The 21,144-nt window shown below is 71.0% G+C and carries 1 protein-coding gene; it reads right to left on the reverse strand.

Annotated elements, in window-relative coordinates; genetic code table 11:
- Positions 1-6 precede the first annotated feature (6 nt).
- A complete protein-coding gene (locus tag QT196_RS05300) occupies positions 7-21,138 on the reverse strand; it encodes a type I polyketide synthase (protein ID WP_290354451.1) in 21,132 nt (7,043 codons plus the stop codon).
- Between the last annotated feature and the right edge of the window lie 6 nt (positions 21,139-21,144).

Raw genomic sequence — 21,144 nt, forward strand, 5'->3', positions numbered from 1 at the left:
GGAAGATCATGAGTTACCGAACTCCCGGTCAAAGACGTCCAGTAGTTCATCGGTGGAGGCGTCGCGGATATCGCTGTCCGTGTCGTCGCCGTATTCCGCCGTATCGCCGTCGCGGTACTGGCTCAGCGCCCGCTCCAGCCGCTTGGTGATGTCCCTTCGGTCACCGCTCTCCGTCCGCAGCATCGAGAGACCGGCTTCCAGCTTTTCGATGGTGGCCAGCACCGTCGCGACGGGGTCGGGCTCGTTCGCCACCACCTCACCGAGGATGTGGTCCGCGAGCGCGGCGGAGGTCGGATAGTCGAAGATCAGGGTGGCCGGCAGCCGCAGACCGGTGGCGGTGTGCAGACGGTTGCGCAGTTCCACGGCGGTCAGTGAGTCGAAGCCCAGCTCGGTGAACTGCTGATCCGCCTTCATCGTTCCGGTCTCCGCGTGTCCGAGGACCGCGGCGACATGGGTGCGCACCAGGTCGAGCACCATGCCGGACCGTTCGGCTGCCGGTACGGCCCCCAAGCGGTCGCCCAGCGAGACCTCCGCCACGGCCGGAGCGGCTGCGGCCGCCCGCCGTGCGGGTGCCCGCACCACACCGCGCAGCATCGCGGGGATGTCCCCCGACGCCGCCAGCTTCCGCGGGTCCAGGTCCATCGGGAGCACCACGGCCGGACCGGCCACGGTGGCCGCGTCGAGCAGCGCCACACCCGCCTCGGAGGACAGCGGTACCAGCCCGCCGCTTCCGATACGCCGCAGGTCGGCCTCGCCGAGCTTGCCTGTCATCCCGCTGCTCCGCGCCCACAGGCCCCAGGGCAACGAGACCGCGGGGAGCCCGGCCGCCCTCCGGTGCGCGGCGAGCGCGTCCAGGAAGGTGTTGGCGGCGGCGTAGTTGCCCTGTCCCGGCGCGCCGAGGATGCCGGCGACCGAGGAGAACAGTACGAACGCGGACAGGTCCAGTTCCTGGGTCAGCTCGTGCAGATTCCAGGCCGCGTCGACCTTGGGGCGCAGCACCCGGTCCACCCGGTCGGGGGTCAGCGAGGTGATCACCCCGTCGTCCGTGACTCCGGCGGTGTGCACCACCCCGGTCAGCGGAGCGTCCGCCGGAATCCCGGCCAGCACCGCGGCGAGGACGTCCCGGTCGGCCGCGTCACAGGCGAGGATCTCCACCCGGGCGCCGGCTGCGGCGAGTTGGGCCCGCAGCTCCCCGGCACCTTCGGCCGCCGGGCCGCTGCGGCTGGTCAGCACCAGGTTCCGTACGCCGTGTCCGGTCACCAGGTGCCGCGCGACCTCGGCGCCCAGCACACCGGTACCGCCGGTGATCAGCACCGTCCCATCGGTGTTCCACACCGGGGCGCTGTCCTGGCCGGACGGTTCGAGCGCGGTGAGGCGAGGCACGGAGAGGAGTCCCCGGCGGATCGCGGCCTGCGGTTCACCGGCGGCGATCAGCGCGGGCAGCCTCGCCATCGAGGCGTCCTCGTCGTCGAGGTCGGCCAGCACGATCCGGTCCGGGTGCTCGGACTGCGCGGAACGCAACAGGCCCCAGACCGGCGTGGTCGCGAGGTCGGCCGGTGCCCCGTCGGGTGCGACCGCACCCCGGGTGAGGACGATCAGCCGGGTGTCCGCAAGGCACTCGTCGGCCAGCCACGCCTGGACCGTGCCCAGGACACTGTGCACCGCCGCACGGGCCGAGGCCGGCGTCGCCTCCGTACCGGCACCGGACACCGGCACCGCCTCCGCCCCTCCTCCACCGGACACCGGCACCGTTACCGGCAGCACCATGAAGTCCGGTGCCGCGTCCTGGCCCGCCGCCTGCGCCGGTTCCGGGCAGGTGCCGACGTCCACGCCCGCCCGCCGCAGGGGTTCGGCGACCTTCTCCGCGTCCGGGCCGACCACGGTCCAGCTGCCGGATACGGGCTCGACGGCCTCCTCTTCGAGGGCGGCCCAGGCGAGTTCGTACAGCGCTCCGCGCCGCGTTGTGGAGCCGAGCTGTTCGGCCGGCACCGGCCGGGTCACCAGGGAATCGATGGTGGCCACCGGCGCACCGGTCTCGTCGGCCACCAGGACCTGCACCCCGCCGTCACCGGCCGGGGAGAGCCGGACGCGCAGTGCGGTCGCACCGACGGCGTGCAGCCGTACACCGGTCCAGGCGAACGGCAGGCCCGATACGGCGTCCCCGAGCAGTCCCACGGTCTGTAGCGCGGCATCGAGCAGCGCCGGGTGCAGGGCGAACGTCGCCGCATCGGCGCCCGGCTCCTCGGGCAGGGCCACTTCGGCGAACACCTCCGCACCCCGCCGCCAGGCCGCGCGCAGCCCCTGGAACACCGGCCCGTACGCGAAGCCGACCGAGACCAGCTCCTCGTAGAACCCGTCCACCGGGATGCGCTCGGCATCGGCCGGCGGCCAGACGGTTTCGCTGAAGCGCACCGGTGTGTCCGTCGCGACGGTCAGGGTGCCGGTGGCGTTCCGGGTCCACTCCTGGTCGGGCTCGTTCTCGTTCCGGGAGAGCACCGCCAGTTCGCGGCGCCCGTCCCCGGCCGACTCCTCCCCCACCGTGACGCGCAGCTGCATTCCGCCGTGCGGCGGGAGGATCAGCGGGGCGTGCAGGGTGAGTTCGTCCAGGAGATCGCAACCGACCTGGTCCCCGGCCTGGATGGCGAGTTCGACCAGAGCGGTTCCCGGCAGCAGAACGGTGTCCATGATGGTGTGGTCGGCCAGCCAGGGGTGGGTGGCCAGGGACAGCCGCCCGGTGAGGACCACCGCATCCGGCAGGGTGACCGCGGCACCGAGCAGCGGATGGTCCGCGGCGCCCAGCCCGATCGAGGACACGTCGCCGCTCCCCGTGTTGGCCTGTAGCCAGTAGTTCTGCCGCTGGAACGCGTAGGTGGGCAGCGCCACCCGCCGGGCCCCCGGGAACAGCGGGGTCCAGTCCACCGCGACGCCGCGGGTCCACAACACGCCCAGTGCGTCCATCAGCGCGACGGGTTCGGAGCGGTCCTTGCGCAGGCTCGGCTGGAGGGTGGCGGTCTCCGGGAGGCAGTCCTGTCCCATGGCGGACAGGGCGCCGTCCGGGCCGAGTTCGAGGAAGGTGGTGATCCCTTCGGCGTGGGCGGCCTGGATGCCGTCATGGAAACGGACGGCTTCACGGACGTGCCGCACCCAGTACTCCGGGGTGCGGAGTTCGGCGGGGTCGGCGAGACGGCCGGTCACATTCGAGACCAGTGACAACTTGGGCTCACTGTAGGTGAGTTGGCCCAGAACGGTGCGGAAGTCCGCCAGCATCGGGTCCATCAGCGGCGAGTGGAAGGCATGGCTCACCCGCAGCCGCTTGACCTTGCGCCCCTCAGCCTCCAGAGAGGCGACGACCTGCTCCACCTCGGCCTCGGCGCCGGAGATCACAACAGACTTGGGGCCATTGACGGCAGCGCTACCGACCTGGTCGCGGCCCTCCAGCAGCGGCGCGACCTCGTCCTCCGAGGCCCGCACCGACGCCATGACGCCGCCGGCCGGTAGCGCCTGCATCAGCCGTCCGCGGGCCGCGACCAGCTTCGCCGCGTCCGCCAGCGACCACACACCCGCCAGATAGGCGGCCGTCACTTCACCGATGGAGTGACCCAGCAGCACGTCCGGAGCCACACCATGCGACTCGACGAGACGGTAGAGCGCGACTTCGAGGGCGAACAGCGCCGCCTGGGCGTACTGCGTCTGATCCAGCTCGCCTTCCTCGCCCCAGACCACGTCACGCAAGGGCCGAGGCAGCAGACCGTCCAGCTCGGCACACACCTCGTCCCAGGCCCGCGCGAACACCGGGTAGGCGTCATACAGCTCACGGCCCATGCCCAGGCGCTGCGCGCCCTGACCGGTGAAGAGCACACCGACCCGGCCCTCTCCGGCGACCGCTGTGGGGTGCTCGCCCGCGGCCAGTCGTCCGGCCGCGGCCAGCAGGGCATCCCGGTCCGCCCCGGTGACGACCGCGCGGTGTTCCAACGCCGCACGCGTGGTGGCCAGCGAGAACCCGATGTCGGCCGGGGCCAGTTCCGGGCGTTCGGCGGTGAAGGACACCAGCCGTCCCGCCTGTGCGTACAGGGCTTCCTGCGTCCGCGCGGAGAGCGTCCAGGACAGCACACCGGCAGGTCCGCTCTCGGCGGGCGCGGCCACGGCGGTTTCCGACGTCGCGGGTCCCGACGGCGCGGGTCCCGTCGTGGTGGGTTCCGTCGTGGCGAGTTCGTCTACGGGCGCCTGCTCAAGGATGACGTGGGCGTTGGTGCCGCTGATGCCGAAGGCGGAGATACCGGTCCGGCGCGGGCGGCCGGTCTCCGGCCACTTCCGAGTCTCGGTGAGCAGCTCCACCGCACCCGTGGTCCAGTCGACATGCGGGGTGGGCTCGTCCACGTGCAGGGTCTTGGGCAGCAGCCCCTGCTGGAGCGCGAAGACCATCTTGATGACGCCGGCCGCACCGGCGGCGGCCTGGGTGTGCCCGATGTTCGACTTGACCGCACCGAGCCACAGCGGCTGGTCGGCGGGCCGGTTCTGCCCGTACGTGGCAAGCAGCGCCTGGGCCTCGATCGGGTCGCCCAGCGTCGTGCCTGTGCCGTGCGCCTCCACCGCGTCCACATCGGACGCTTCCAGTCCGGCGTTGGCAAGCGCCTGGCGGATCACCCGCTGCTGCGAGGGACCATTCGGGGCGGTCAGGCCGTTGGACGCACCGTCCTGGTTCACCGCCGAACCCCGCACCACCGCAAGCACCGGATGACCGTTCCGCCGGGCATCCGACAGCCGCTCGACCAGCACCATGCCGGCGCCTTCGGCCCAGCCGGTGCCGTCCGCGGCGCCGGCGAACGGCTTGCAGCGGCCGTCCGCCGCGAGACCACGCTGCCGGGAGAACTCCACGAAGTTGCCGGGAGTGGCCATGACGCAGACACCGCCGGCCAGAGCCATCGAGCACTCCCCGGAGCGCAGCGCCTGGATGGCCAGGTGCAGTGCCACCAGCGACGAGGAGCACGCCGTGTCCACGGTCACCGCGGGCCCTTCGAGGCCGAGCGAGTAGGAGATTCGGCCGGAGAGCACACTGCCCGCGCCACCGGTGGTGAGGTAGCCCTCGATGTCCTCGGGGACGTTTCCGTCGGCGGGCGCGTAGTCGTGGTAGTTGATCCCGGTGAACACCCCGGTCTGGCTGCCGTTCAAGGCCAGCGGGTCGATGCCCGCGTTCTCGAAGGTCTCCCAGGCGGCCTCCAGCAGAATCCGCTGCTGCGGATCGGCCGCCAGGGCCTCCCGGGGGCTGATCCCGAAGAACCCGGCGTCGAACTCGCCCGCGTCGTAAAGGAATCCGCCCTGCTGGGTGATGCTCTTCCCGGTTTCGCCGGAGTCGCTGCCGAACAGGTTGTCCAGGTCCCAGCCACGGTTGACGGGGAAGCCGGAGATGGCGTCCCCACCGCTGGTCACGAGCTGCCAGAGGTCGTCCGGCGAAGCCACCCCGCCGGGGTAGCGGCAGGCCATGCCGACGATGACGATGGGGTCGTCGTCGACGGGCCGGGCCACCGGGACCGTGGCGACCGGTGCGGCCACCGTGCCCAGCAGTTCCTCGCGTACGTAGCGGGCGAGGGCCTCCGGGTTCGGGTAGTCGAAGATCAGCGTGGCCGGCAGGGTCAGCCCGGTGGCCGCGTTCAGCCGGTTCCGCAGTTCGACCGCGGTGAGCGAATCGAAGCCGAGCTCCTTGAAAGCTCGTGTGGTCCCCACGGCGTCGCTGCCGTCGTAACCGAGTACGGCGGAGGCCTGCCGGCGGACCAGTTCCACCAAGGTCCGTTCGCGCTCCGCCTCGGTCATCGGACGCAGTCGCTCTGCGAGGGTGTCGGCCGTCGCACTGCCGGTGGTCACGGCACGGCGCCGGACCCGCACCAGGCTGCGCAGCAGCGACGGCACCTCTCCGGTGGCGGCGATGGCGTTCAGATCGAGATGGGCGGACAGCGCAACCGCCTGGTCCGTGGCCATCGCCGCATCGAACAGCGCGGCGCCTTCAGCCTGGCCGAGCGGGATCATCCCGCCCCGGGCCATCCGCCGCAGGTCGGTTTCGCTGAGCTGACCGGTCATCCCACTGGCATCGGCCCACAGGCCCCAGGCCAGGGAGGTACCCGGCAGGCCACTGAGACGGCGGTGCTCAGCGAGCGCATCCAGGAACGTATTCGCTGCCGCGTAACTGCCCTGCCCGGCACTGCCGAGCACACCCGCAGCGGAGGAGAACAGCACGAACGCCGAGAGGTCCAGGCCCTGGGTCAGCTCATGCAGATTCCAGGCGGCATCCACCTTCGGCCTGAGCACGGTGTCGAGGCGTTCCGAGGTCAGCGAGCCGATGATGCCGTCGTCCAGGACTCCGGCGGTGTGCACCACACCCGTCAGGGGGGCGTCGGCCGGGATGCCCGCCAGTACGGCGGCCAGCGCGTCCCGGTCAGCCGCGTCACAGGCGACGACCTCGACCCGGGCACCCAGCTCAGTCAGCTCCGACTGCAACTCCCGGGCACCGCCCGCCTCCAGACCACGACGACTCGTCAACACCAAGCTGCGAACGCCGTGTTCAGACACGAGATGCCTGGCGAACAGCGCACCCAATGTGCCCGTGCCACCGGTGATCAGCACCGTTCCCTCGGAGCCCCACACCGACGCACCGTCCGACGGCGCAGTCCGCATCAACCGCGGCACGGAAACCACGCCGTCGCGAACCGCCACCTGCGGCTCCCCCGAAGCAACCGCCGCAGCGATGACCTCCACCGAGGGCTGCTGTTCGTCAAGGTCGATGAGCATGAACTGATCCGGGTTCTCGGTCTGCGCGGAACGCAGCAGACCCCACACCGCGGCACCCACCGCATCCAGCGGCTCACCCATCACGGAAACGGCACCGCGAGTCGCCACCACCAGCTTCGAACGCGTGCACCGCTCATCAGCCAGCCAGGACTGGACGCTCTCCAGCACCCGGCCGACCTTGGCCCGAACCGCCGCCGGCACCTCCACCGCACCATCCGTACGAGGCACCGCCAGCACGACATGCTCCGGCACCTCCACCAACTCACTCAGCACGTCCGCACCCGACGCACCCAACGCCGCAACCAGGGCAACGTCCTCGCCGAGTACCGCCCACGAACCCGCCACCGGCTCAGACCGAAGCGGCAACTCCGACCACTCCACCCCGAACAGCGCATCCCGGTGCCCCGGACCGGCGACCGTCACTTCGTCCTCGGAAATCGCCGTCCAGGCAACGGATTCGGCCGCGGCGACCACTTCGCCGTCGTGATCGGCGGCTACGAGGGCGTAGCCGTCCCCCACGCTGGAGAGCTTGACCCGTAGCGCGGTCGCGCCTTCGGCGAACAGCGTCACACCGGTCCACTGCGTGGCGAGTCGCGTCCCGTCCGCGGCTTCCTGGCGCGTCACCGGGTGGAGCGCGGCGTCGAGCAGAGCGGGGTGCAGACCAAACCGGCCCGCCTCGCCCTCGTTCTCCTCGGTCAGAGCGACCTCGGCGAACAGGTCCGCACCGCGGCGCCAGGCCGCTCGGACGTTCTCGAAGACCGGGCCATGGGTGATCCCGGCGGCGGCGAGTTCGTCGTAGAGCCCGTCCACCGTCAAGGTGTCGGCGCCGGCCGGGGGCCAGACCGCTTCGCCGAACCCGACGGGTGCAGCACCCGCGGCCAGTACGCCGGTGGCGTGCCGGGTCCAGGGCAGATCGGCTTCGGCGTCCTCATTGCGGGAGAACACGGCCAGCTCCCGGCGGCCGTGCGCGTCGGACTCGCCGACGGTGACACGGAGCTGGAGCCCGGCGCCTTCCGGCAGGAGAGGCGGAACCAGCACGGTGAGTTCTTGCAGCAGATCGCAGCCGACCTGGTCACCGACCCGGATGGCCAGCTCCACGAGGGCGGAACTCGGCAGCACCACGGCACCGAGCACCGAGTGGTCGGCCAGCCAGGGGTGCGTGGCCAGGGACAGCCGCGCGGTGAACAGGTAGCCGTCGGACTCGGGCAGGGCCACGGCCGCGCCCAGCAGGGGGTGCTGCGAGTCCGCCTGGCCGAGGCCGGTGGCATCACCGGCCGCGACCACAGTGGCGGGCCAGTAGCGCTTGTGCTGGAAGGCGTACGTGGGCAGGTCGATCCGCCGACCGGCCGGAAGCAGGGTGTTCCAGTCCACCGGGACGCCATGCGCCCAGAGCTGGCCGAGCGACTGCCCGAACCGGGACCAGCCACCCTCTTCACGACGCAGGGTGCCGGTCACCACGACGGGGCTGTCCGCCCTCTGCGCGGTGTCCTCGATCCCCGGTGTCAGTACGGGGTGCGCGCTGCACTCCACGAAGACGCCGTGCCCGTCGGCCAACAGGGCCTGGACGGCTTCCTCGAACCGCACCGTGTTGCGCAGGTTCTCGAACCAGTAGGCAGCATCCAGCTCCTCGCCGGAGACCACCGAGGCATGCACCGCCGAATAGAACGGGATACGGCCTTCAGCAGGCGACACCTCGGCCAGAACCGTGGCCAGCTCCTCGCGCAGCTCCTCGACCTGCGCGCCGTGGGAGGCGTAATCCACCGGAATCTTCCGGGCCCGCACCTCCTGCTCAGCACACTCCGCCAGCAACTCCTGCAACGCGTCCGGCTCACCGGAAACCACCGTGGCGGACGGCCCGTTGATGGCGGCAACGGACACCCGCTCGCCCCACTTGGCGATGCGCTCCTGAACGGCCTCGCGGGAGGCGGCAACCGAGACCATGCCACCGCGACCGGCCAGCACCCGACCGATGGCCTGACTGCGCAGCGCCACCACCCGGGCACCATCACGCAGCGACAAGATCCCCGCCACACAAGCCGCAGCGATCTCACCCTGAGAGTGCCCCACGACAGCCGACGGCACCACGCCGCAGTCCTCCCAGACCGCAGCCAACGACACCATCACCGCCCACAGCACCGGCTGCACCACATCAACCCGCGCCAACGCGTCCTCATCCGACAGCACCGCCATCAGATCCCAGGACACAAACTCCGACAGCGCCGCACCACACTCAGCCATCCGCCCCGCAAACACCGGGGAGGAAGCCAGCAGTTCATCCGCCATACCCAGCCACTGCGACCCCTGACCAGGGAAAACCAGCACCGCACCAGAAGCCGCCGTAGCCGCCACACTGCCCTGCACCACACCGGCACCATCCAGGCCACCAGCAAACCCACCAGCAAGCCCCCGCAAGCCACCCAGCAGCTGATCCCTCTCCGCGCCCACCACCACGGCCCGGTGCTCCAACACCGCCCGCGTGCTCAGCAGCGACAACCCGACATCAGCCAGGCCCACCTCCGGCCGCTCCTCCACAAAGGACGCCAACCGGGCCGCCTGCGCCACCAACGCCTGCTCCGAACGCGCCGACAGCACCCACGGCACAGCCCCGGGCCGGGTGGTCTCCTCAACCGGCTCCTCCGGCGCCTCGTCAGGTGCCTGCTCCAGGACCACATGCGCATTCGTCCCGCTGATGCCGAACGAGGACACACCCGCGCGGCGCGGACGGCCGGTGTCCGGCCATTCGCGGGCCTCGGCGAGCAGTTCGACCGCACCCGCGGCCCACTCCACATGCGGGGAGGGCGCGTCCACGTGCAGCGACTTGGGCAGGACGCCCTGCCGCATGGCAAGGATCATCTTCATCACGCCGGCGACACCGGCCGCGGCCTGGGTGTGACCGATGTTCGACTTGATGGACCCCAGCCACAGCGGCCGGTCCTCCGGGCGGTCCTGGCCGTACGTGGCCAGCAGCGCCTGCGCCTCGATCGGGTCACCCAGCCGCGTACCGGTGCCGTGCGCCTCCACCGCGTCCACCTCGGACGGGGACAGTCGTGCGCCGGCCAATGCCTGCCGGATCACCCGTTGCTGTGAGGGGCCGTTGGGGGCGGTCAGACCGTTGGACGCACCGTCCTGGTTCACCGCCGAACCCCGCACCACCGCAAGGACCCGGTGACCGTTGCGGCGGGCGTCCGAGAGCCGCTCCACGAGCAGCATGCCGACACCCTCGCCCCAGCCCGTACCGTCCGCGGCCGCGGCGAACGGCTTGCAGCGGCCGTCCGCGGACAGGCCGCGCTGCCGGGAGAAGTCGATGAACGTATCGGGGGTGGCCATCACGGTCACGCCGCCGGCCAGGGCCAGCGAGCATTCACCGGACCGCAGGGCCTGCACCGCGAAGTGCAGGGCCACCAGCGACGAGGAGCACGCGGTGTCCACGGTGACCGCGGGCCCTTCGAACCCGAAGGAGTAGGCCAGTCGGCCGGAAGTGACACTGCCGGAGTTGCCGGTGCCCATGAAGCCCTCGACGCCCTCGCCCACGGACTGCAACTGGTGGACGTAGTCGTGGTACATCAGCCCGGCGTAGACGCCGGTCGGGGTACCCCGCAGGGTGGTGGGGTCGATTCCCGCGCTCTCCAGGGCCTCCCAGGTGGTCTCCAGCAGGAGCCGCTGCTGCGGGTCCATGGCCAGCGCCTCGTTCGGGCTGATTCCGAAGAACGTGGGGTCGAAGTCCGCGGCGCCGTCCAGGAAACCTCCCTCGCGCGTGTACGAGGTGCCCTGGTGGTCGGGGTCCGGGTGGTACAGGGCGTCGAGGTTCCAGCCGCGGTCGCCGGGGAAGGCGGAGATGCCGTCCCGCCCGGTTTCCAGCATGCGCCAGAGGTCCTCGGGGCTGTGGACGTTGCCCGGCAGGTGGCAGGCCATACCGATGATGGCGATGGGTTCGTCCAGCGTCGTATGGGTGGCGACGCTGGTGACGGCCTGCTGATCCCGGTCCCCGAGCAACTCGTCGCGCAGATGGTCCAACAGCGCGGCCGGGGTCGGGTAGTCGAACACCAAGGTCGCGGGCAGCCGCAGTCCGGTCGCCGAGTTGAGCCGGTTGCGCAGTTCGACCGCCGTCAGCGAGTCGAATCCGAGGTCCTTGAATACCTGGTCGATCCGGACCGCACCCGCGCTCTCGTAGCCCAGTACGGCCGCCACCTGGGTGGTCACCAGGTCGAGCAGCAGCTCATCGCGCTCCTCGACGGGGAGACCGAGCAGACGGTCGCCCAGCGATCCGGCCGAGGTGGCCTCGGCGGCGTTGCGGCGTACGGGAGCCCGCACCACTCCCCGCAGGATCGCCGGCACCGCCCCGGAGGCCGCGAGGGCCCGCGCGTCCAGCCGGATCGGGGCGATCACGGCCTCGTCGGCGCCGACGGCCGCGTCGAACATCGCGGTGCCGTCGGCCGCGGAGATCGCCAGGAACCCGTCCGCGGCCATCCTCCGCAGATGGGTGTCCTCGACCTGGCCGGTCATTCCACTGGTGTCCGCCGCCCACGGCCCCCAGGCCAGGGAAGTACCCGGCAGGCCACTGAGACGGCGGTGCTCAGCGAGCGCGTCGAGGAAGGAGTTGGCCGCGGCGTAGTTGCCCTGCCCGGCGCTGCCGAGCACACCGGCAGCCGAGGAGAACACCACAAACGCAGAGAGGTCCAGGTCCTCGGTCAGCTGGTGCAGGTTCCAGGCGGCATCCACCTTCGGCCGCAGCACGGTGTTGAGGCGCTCCGGGGTCAGCGAGCCGATGATGCCGTCGTCCAGAACACCTGCCGTGTGCACCACACCCGTCAGCGGGGCCTCCCCCGGGATGCCCGCCAGCAGCTCTCCGAGTGCCTCCCGGTCAGCCGCGTCACACGCCACGACCTCGACCCGAGCGCCCAGCTCCGTCAGCTCCGACTGCAACTCCCGGGCGCGGCCGGCCTCCAGGCCACGGCGACTCGTCAACACCAAGCTGCGAACGTCGTGTTCAGACACGAGGTGCCTGGCGAACAGTGCGCCCAACGTGCCCGTGCCACCCGTGATCAGCACCGTGCCCTCGGAGCCCCACACCGGAGCGCTGTCGGACGGCGTAGTCCGCGCCAGCCGCGGCACGGACACCACACCGTTCCGGATCGCCAGCTGCGGTTCACCGGACGCCACGGCCGCACGGACCGCCTGGAGCGAACCCGCCTCGCCATCCACGTCAACCAGCACGAGCCGGCCCGGATTCTCCGACTGCGCGGACCGCACCAGCCCCCACACCGCGGCCGCCGCCACCTCGACCGGCTCGCTCGCCACCGAGACGGCGCCCCGGGTCACGATCACCAGCGTCGAACCGTCGCACCGCTCATCCGCCAGCCAGGCCTGTACCCGCTGCAGCACCTCGGCCGTAGCCCCGCGCACCGAGCCCGGAACATCCGCGCTCGCGCCCGTCTCCACGTCCGGGGACCACGCCACATGCCCCGGCACCGACTCCGCCGACGGATCCAGGACTCCCACGCCCAGACCGGCCGCCAACACCACGTCCTCGTCGGCCACCGCCCACGAGCCGTCCACGTCCCCGGCGGGCAGCGCGACCGGCGCCCATTCCACCGCGAACAGCGCCTCCCGCTGTCCGCCACCAGCACTCGCCAGTTGCCCGGCGGCAGGCACCGGACGAGTGGTCAGGGCGTCGATGGCGGCCACCGGGGCGCCCGCGTCATCGACCGCCAGAATCCGCATCCCGCCGTCGCCCGTCGGCGTCAGCCGGGCCCGCAACGAAGCCGCGCCGACGGCGTGCAGGCGCACTCCGGCCCAGGCGAAGGGCAGACCGGGGCCGTCCGTGCCAAGGTCGTCGCTGAGACCGAAGGTTTGGAGTACGGCATCGAGCAGGGCCGGGTGCAGCCCGAACTTGGCTGCCTCCTCGGCCGCGCCCTCGGGCAGCGCGACCTCGACGAACAGCTCCGCGCCGCGTCGCCAGGCCGCCCGTACCCCCTGGAACACCGGTCCGTAGCCGAATCCGGCGTCGACGAGTTCCGCGTAGAAGCCGTCCACGGAGACGGCCTCGGCCCCGTTCGGCGGCCAGGCCGCTTCGCCCAGGTCCGGGACCGGGAGGGCACCCGCGGTGGTCAGCACGCCCAGCGCATGCCGGGTCCACGGCTCGGCGCCGTCCTCGCCACGGGAGAACATGGACAGCTCGCGTCGGCCGTGGGCGTCCGGACCATCCACGGTGATCTGGACCTGTATGCCACCGGTCGACGGAATGATCATGGGCGCCTGAAGGGTCAGTTCCTCCAGCAGGTCGCAGCCGACCTGGTCACCGGCCCGGATGGCGAGTTCGACCAGTGCGGTGCCGGGCACCAGGACCGTGTCCATGACGGCGTGGTCGGCCAGCCAGGGGTGGGTGGCCAGGGACAGCCGCCCGGTGAAGAGGAACCCGTCGGACCCGGGCAGCGGCACGGCGGCGCTGAGCAGCGGGTGATCCGCGGCGGCCAGACCGGCCGAGGTCACATCGCCGGCGCCCGCGCCTGTGCGGTCCAGCCAGTACCGCTGCCGCTGGAACGCGTAGGTGGGCAGCGCCACTTGGCGGGCGCCGGGGAAGAACGTCGCCCAGTCCACCACGACACCCCGCGCGTACAGGGCGCCCAGAGCCTGGAGCACCGCTTCCGGCTCGGACCGGTTCTTGCGCAGGCTCGGCTGAAGGGTGGCGGTCTCCGGGAGGCAGTCCTGTCCCATGGCGGACAGGACGCCGTCCGGGCCGAGTTCGAGGAAGGTGGTGACACCTTCGGCGTGGGCGGCCTGGATGCCGTCGTGGAAGCGGACGGCTTCGCGGACGTGCCGCACCCAGTACTCCGGGGTGCGGAGTTCGGCGGGGTCGGCGAGCGAGCCGGTCACGTTCGAGATCAGCGGCAACTGGGCTTCGTCGTACGTGAGTTGGTCCAGGACCGTACGGAACTCGGCCAGCATCGGGTCCATCAGCGGCGAGTGGAAGGCATGGCTTACGCGCAGCCGCTTGACCTTGCGGCCCTCGGCCTCCAGAGAGGCGACGACCTGCTCCACCTCGGTCTCGGCACCGGAGATCACCACGGACTCGGGGCCGTTGACGGCGGCGATACCGACCTGCGCGCGACCCTCCAGCAGGGGCGCGACCTCGTCCTCCGAGGCCCGTACCGAGACCATGACGCCGCCGGTGGGCAGGGCCTGCATCAGGCGCCCACGTGCCGCGACCAGCTTCGCCGCGTCCGACAGCGACCAGACACCCGCCAGATAGGCGGCCGTCACCTCACCAATGGAATGACCCAGCAACACAGCCGGAGCCACACCATGGGACGCGACGAGACGGTAGAGCGCGACCTCCAGAGCGAACAGCGCCGCCTGCGCGTACTGCGTCTGATCGAGGAGCTCTCCCCCGCCCCGGACCACATCCGTCAGCGGCCGAGGCAGCAGACCATCCAGCTCCGCACACACCTCATCCCAGGCCCGCGCAAACACCGGATACGTCTCGTAAAGCTCCCGCCCCATCCCCAGCCGCTGCGCCCCCTGACCGGTGAACAGCACACCAAGGCGCCCGTCCCCAGCCACAGGCCCACTCACCGAAGGCAGGCTCTCCAAAGCCGCGAGCAACGACTCTCGATCCGCCCCCGTGACCACCGCACGGTATTCCAACCCCGCACGACTCACCGCAAGCGAAAACCCGACGTCAGCAACCCCCACCTCCGGCTGCCGCGCCACAAACGACCCAAGACGCTCCGCCTGCCCCGCCAACGCCTCCGCAGAACGAGCAGACAACACCCACGGCACCGGACCCACCACCACCGGAGCAACCGACGCCACCCGCCCCTCTTCCTCAGGAGCCTGCTCCAGCACCACATGCGCATTCGTCCCACTGATACCGAACGACGACACACCGGCACGGCGGGGACGGCCGGTGTCCGGCCACTCCTGCGCTTCGGCGAGCAGCTCGACCGCGCCCGCGGACCAGTCGACATGCGGAGTGGGCTCGTCCAGGTGCAGGGTCTTGGGCAGGAGGCCCTGCCGCATGGCGAGGACCATCTTCATGACGCCGGCGACACCGGCCGCGGCCTGGGTGTGCCCGAGGTTGGACTTGATCGCGCCGAGCCACAAGGGCTGGTCGGCGGGCCGGTTCTGGCCGTACGTGGCCAGCAGCGCCTGCGCCTCGATCGGGTCGCCCAGCCGCGTGCCCGTGCCGTGCGCCTCCACCGCGTCCACCTCGGACGGCTCCAGGCCCGCACCGGCCAGCGCCTGCCGGATCACCCGCTGCTGCGAGGGGCCGTTGGGGGCGGTCAGACCGTTGGACGCGCCATCCTGGTTCACCGCCGAGCCCCGCACCACCGCCAGGACCGTATGGCCGTTCCGCCGGGCATCGGAGAGCCGCTCCACGAGCAGCATGCCGACGCCCTCACCCCAGCCCGTGCCGTCCGCGGCGGCGGCGAACGGCTTGCAGCGGCCGTCCGCCGCGAGACCGCGCTGCCGGGAGAAGTCGACGAAGGTATCGGGAGTGGACATCACCGAGACGCCGCCGGCCAGGGCCAGCGAGCATTCGCCGGACCGCAGTGCCTGCATCGCCCAGTGCAGCGCCACCAGCGAGGCGGAGCACGCCGTGTCCACGGTGACCGCGGGGCCTTCGAAGCCGAGCGAGTAGGAGACCCGGCCCGACACGACACTGGCTGAGGTTCCGGTGATCAGGTAGCCGTCCGCGTTGTCCGCGCCCTGGGCGAGGAGCGAGCCGTAGTCCTGGCCGTTGGTGCCGACGAAGACACCCGCATCGCTGCCCCGCAGGGTGGTCGGGTCGATGCCCGCGTTCTCCAGGGTCTCCCAGGAGGTTTCCAGCAGGATTCGCTGCTGCGGATCCATCGCGGTCGCCTCGCGCGGCGAGACGCCGAAGAAGCCGGCATCGAATTCACCGGCGTTGCCGAGGAAGCCGCCCTCGCGCACATACGAGGTGCCCTTGTGCTCCGGATCCGGGTGATACAACCGCTCCACGTCCCAGCCACGGTCGGCCGGGAAGTCACCGATCGCATCGCCGCCACGCGCCAGCAGCTCCCACAGCGCGTCAGGGCTGTCGATCCCGCCGGGGAACCGGCAGGCCATGCCGACGATGGCAATGGGCTCGTCGTCCACGGCTGCCTTGGCACGTACTGCGGGGGTGGCGGTCTGGCCGCCGAGCAGTTCCTCCCGCAGATGGCGCACCATCGCGGACGGAGTGGGGTAGTCGAAAATCAGCGTGGCCGGCAGCCGCAGACCGGTGGCGTTGTCCATCCGGTTACGCAGTTCCACGGCAGTGAGCGAGTCGAACCCGAGGTCCTTGAACGCCCGGGACGCGTCGAGCCCACTGCTGTCGGAGTAGCCCAGCACCAGGGCGACCTGGGCGGTGACAAGGTCCAGCAGAGCACGGTCCTGCTCGGCCTTCGTCAGCCCGACGAGCCGGTCCCGCAATGTGCTGCCGGCACCGCCGCCGACCGCGGCAGAGCGCCGCCGGACCGGTATGAGGCCGTGCAGGATCGCCGGTACCGAGGACGCGGCGGCAAGGGCCCGCACGTCGAGATGGATCGGCACGGACAGCGCCGATTCCACGGCGATCGCCGCGTCGAACAGGTCCACGCCCTCGGCGGCGGAGACGGGCAGCACACCGTCAGCCGCCATACGCCGCAGGTCGACATCGCTCAGCTGCCCCGTCATTCCGCTGGCGTCGGCCCACAGGCCCCAGGCCAGCGAGGTACCCGGCAGGCCACTGAGGCGACGGTGCTCAGCGAGCGCGTCGAGGAAGGAGTTGGCCGCGGCGTAATTGCCCTGTCCGGCACTGCCGAGCACACCGGCGGCGGAGGAGAACAGCACGAATGCCGACAGGTCCAGGCCCTGGGTCAGCTCGTGGAGATTCCAGGCGGCATCCACCTTCGGCCTCAGCACGGTGTCGAGGCGTTCGGGAGTCAGTGAGCCGATGATGCCGTCGTCCAGGACGCCTGCCGTATGCACTACGCCCGTCAGCGGGGCGTCGGCCGGGATGCCCGCCAGTACGGCGGCCAGCCCGTCCCGGTCAGCCGCGTCACATGCCACGACCCCAACGCGAGCGCCCAGCTCCGTCAGCTCGGACTGCAACTCCCGGGCGCCGCCCGCCTCCAGACCACGGCGACTCGTCAACACCAAGCTGCGGACACCGTGTTCAGACACCAGGTGTCGGGCGAACAGTGCGCCCAAGGTGCCTGTGCCACCCGTGATCAGCACCGTGCCCTCGGAGCCCCACACCGGAGCACTGTCCGACGGCGCAGTCCGAACCAGGCGCGGCACGGAAACCACGCCATCACGGATCGCCACCTGCGGCTCACCCGAAGCAACCGCCGCAGCAATGACCTCCACCGACGACTCACGCTCGTCAAGGTCCAGCAGCACAAACTGATCCGGGTTCTCACTCTGCGCGGAACGCAGCAGACCCCACACCGCGGCACCCACCGCATCCAGCGGCTCCCCCGCCACCGACACGGCACCACGGGTCGCGACCACCAGCTTCGAACGCGTACAACGGTCATCAGCCAGCCACGACTGCACACCCTCCAGCACCCGACCCACCGTGGCGCGCACCGCCGTCGGCACCGCCACCGCACCATCCGTACGAGGCACCGCCAGCACGACACACTCCGGCACCTCCACCAACTCACTCAGCACCTCCGCACCCGACGCACCCAACGCCGCAACCAGCCCGGCATCCTCACCAAGGACCGCCCACGAACCCGCCACCGACTCAGAGCGAAGCGGCACAGCCGTCCACTCCACCCCGAACAGCGCATCCCGGTGCCGCACCCCGGCGTTGGCGAACTGCTCGGCTTCGACCGCGCCCCACGCCACCACACCCGCCGACGCCACCAGGCCGCCGGCCTCGTCCGTCGCGGTCAGCGCATAGCCATCTCCGGCCTTGGTCAGCTGCACCCGCAACGACACCGCACCCACCGCATGCAGCCGCACCCCGGACCAGGAGACGGGCAGCCGCAGGCCGTCGATCACCGGCTGTAGGGCCGCGTCCAGCAATGCCGGATGCAAGCCGAACTCGCCCGCCCGATCAGCGATTTCTTCCTGCAGCGCAACCTCGGCGAAGACCTCATCGCCACGACGCCACATCGCTCGCACACCGCCGAACACCGGCCCATGTTCGAATCCGGCCGCGGCCAGCTCCCCGTACAGCCCTTCCACGGAGACGGCTTGCGCGTCAGTCGGCGGCCATACCGGAGCGTCGACGCTCCCGACGGGTGTCCCCGCGGCCAGCACTCCGTCGGCATGCCGGGTCCAGGCCTCGTCCACCGCGTCCTCGTCACGGGCGAACACCGCAATCTCACGGCGACCGTCCACCGCGGACTGGCCCAGTGCGACCCGGAGCTGCACTCCGCCACGTTCGGGCAGGATCAGCGGCGCCCGCACGGTGAGTTCTTCCAGCAGGTCGCAGCCGACCTGGTCACCGGCCCGGATGGCGAGTTCGACCAGGGCCGAGCCGGGCAGCACGGCGGTGCCGAGTACGGAGTGGTCCGCGAGCCAAGGGTGGGTGGCCAGGGACAGCCGCCCGGTGAAGAGGAACCCGTCCGAATCCGGGAGGGCGACGGCAGCACTGAGCAGCGGGTGATCCGCGGCGCCCAGACCGGCCGACGCCACATCGCCGGTACCCACGCCGGTGCGGTCCAGCCAGTACCGCTGCCGCTGGAACGCGTAGGTGGGCAGTGCCACTTGGCGGGCGTCAGGGAAGAACGTCGCCCAGTCCACCACGACACCCCGCGCGTACGCAGCGCCAAGGGCCTGGAGGACGGCTTCCGCTTCGGGCCGGTCCTTGCGCAGCCCGGGCAGGAAGGCCGCGGGAGTGCCCTCGACCTCACGGAGGCAGTCCTGCCCCATGGCTGACAGGACGCCATCGGGGCCGAGTTCGAGGAAGGTGGTGACACCCTCGGCGTGGGCGGCGCGCATACCGTCGTGGAAGCGGACGGCCTCCCGGACATGCCGCACCCAGTACTCCGGGTCACGAAGCTCGGCGGGGTCGGCGAGACAGCCGGTCACATTCGAGACGACCGGCAACTGGGCATCGTCGTACGTGAGTTGACCCAGAACCGAGCGGAACTCCGCCAGCATCGGCTCCATCAGCGGCGAGTGGAAGGCATGGCTTACGCGCAGCCGCTTGACCTTCCGCCCCTCCGCCTCGAGAGCGGCAGCGACCTGCTCCACCTCGGCCTCGGCGCCGGAGATCACGACCGACTCGGGGCCGTTCACGGCGGCGATACCGACCTGCTCGCGGCCCTCCAGCAGCGGCGCGACCTCCCCCTCGGAAGCCCGTACGGAGACCATGACGCCCCCGGCGGGCAGGGCCTGCATCAGGCGCCCACGCGCCGCCACCAGCTTCGCCGCATCAGCCAGCGACCACACACCCGCCAGGTACGCAGCTGTCACCTCACCGATGGAGTGACCCAGCAACACAGCCGGAGCCACACCACGCGACTCCACCAGCCGATACAGCGCCACCTCCAGCGCAAACAGCGCCGCCTGCGCAAACTGCGTCTGATCGAGCAGGTCACCCCCACCCCAGACCACCTCGCGCAAAGGCACGGGCAGCAGACCATCCAGCTCCGCACACACCTCATCCCAGGCCCGCGCAAACACCGGATACGTCTCGTAAAGCTCCCGCCCCATCCCCAGCCGCTGCGCCCCCTGACCGGTGAACAGCACACCAAGGCGCCCGTCCCCAGCCACAGGCCCACTCACCGAAGGCAGGCTCTCCAAAGCCGCGAGCAACGACTCCCGGTCCGCCCCCGTGACCACCGCACGGTATTCCAACCCCGCACGACTCACCGCAAGCGAAAACCCGACGTCAGCAACCCCCACCTCCGGCTGCCGCGCCACAAACGACCCAAGACGCTCCGCCTGCCCCGCCAACGCCTCCGCAGAACGAGCAGACAACACCCACGGCACCGGACCCACCACCACCGGAGCAACCGACGCCACCCGCCCCTCTTCCTCAGGAGCCTGCTCCAGCACCACATGCGCATTCGTCCCACTGATACCGAACGACGACACACCGGCACGGCGGGGACGGCCGGTGTCCGGCCACTCCTGCGCTTCGGCGAGCAGCTCGACCGCGCCCGCGGACCAGTCGACATGCGGAGTGGGCGCATCGATGTGCAGGCTCTTGGGCAGCACGCCGTGCCGCAGGGCCATGACCATCTTGATGACACCGGCCGCGCCGGCCGCGGCCTGGCTGTGTCCGATGTTCGACTTGACCGTCCCCAGCCACAGCGGCCGGTCCTCGGGGCGGTCCTGGCCATACGTGGCCAGCAGTGCCTGGGCCTCGATCGGGTCGCCCAGCGTCGTGCCGGTGCCGTGCGCCTCGACCGCGTCCACCTGGCCGGCGGTCACGCCCGCGTTGGCGAGTGCCTGGTCGATGACGCGCTGCTGGGAGGGGCCGTTCGGCGCGGTCAGGCCGTTGGACGCACCGTCCTGGTTCACCGCCGAGCCCCGTACCACCGCGAGGATCGGGTGACCGTGGCGCTCGGCGTCCGACAGCCGCTCGACCAGCAGGATTCCGGCGCCTTCGGAGAGCACGGTGCCATCGGCTCCCGTACCGAACGCCCTGACCTCACCGCTGCGTGCCAGGTTCTGCTGGCGGCTGAAGTCGACGAAGGTGACCGGGGTGGACATCACGGTGACGCCGCCGGCCAGCGCCATCGAGCATTCGCCGGAGCGCAGCGCCTGAATCGCGAGGTGCAGGGAGACCAGCGAGGAGGAACAGGCGGTGTCCACGGATACGGCGGGGCCTTCGAGGCCGAGCAGGTAGGCGACCCGGCCGGAGAAAATGCTGCCGTCGGAACCGCTGCCGAGAAAGGCGGCCACTTCCTCGGATATGCCGGAGACTCCGGTGCCGTAGTCGTGGTACATGACGCCGGCGAAGACACCGGTTTTGCTCCCCTTCAGCGAGAGGGGGTCGATTCCGGCGCGTTCGACGGCTTCCCAGGAGACCTCCAGCATCAGCCGCTGCTGTGGGTCCATGGCCAGCGCTTCGCGCGGGGAGATCCCGAAGAATGCCGGGTCGAACTCCGCTGCCTCGTGCAGGAATCCGCCCTGTCGGACATAGGAAGTGCCGCGGTGTGCGGGGTCCGGGTGGTACAGCGAGTCGAGGTCCCAGCCGCGGTCGGCGGGGAATTCGGTGATGCCGTTCTCGCCCTGGGACACCAGGTCCCAGAGGTCCTCCGGTGACGCCACGCCGCCCGGGTACCGGCAGGCCATTCCGACGATCGCGATCGGCTCGGATTCGAGCTCCCAGACGCGACGGCGGCTCTCTCGCAGGTCGATCGCCGCCTGCTTCAGATACTCGACAAGCTTCTCGTTGTTCGTCACCTGCAC

The sequence above is a fragment of the Streptomyces sp. P9-2B-2 genome (assembly GCF_030406865.1).
GTDB lineage: Bacteria > Actinomycetota > Actinomycetes > Streptomycetales > Streptomycetaceae > Streptomyces > Streptomyces platensis.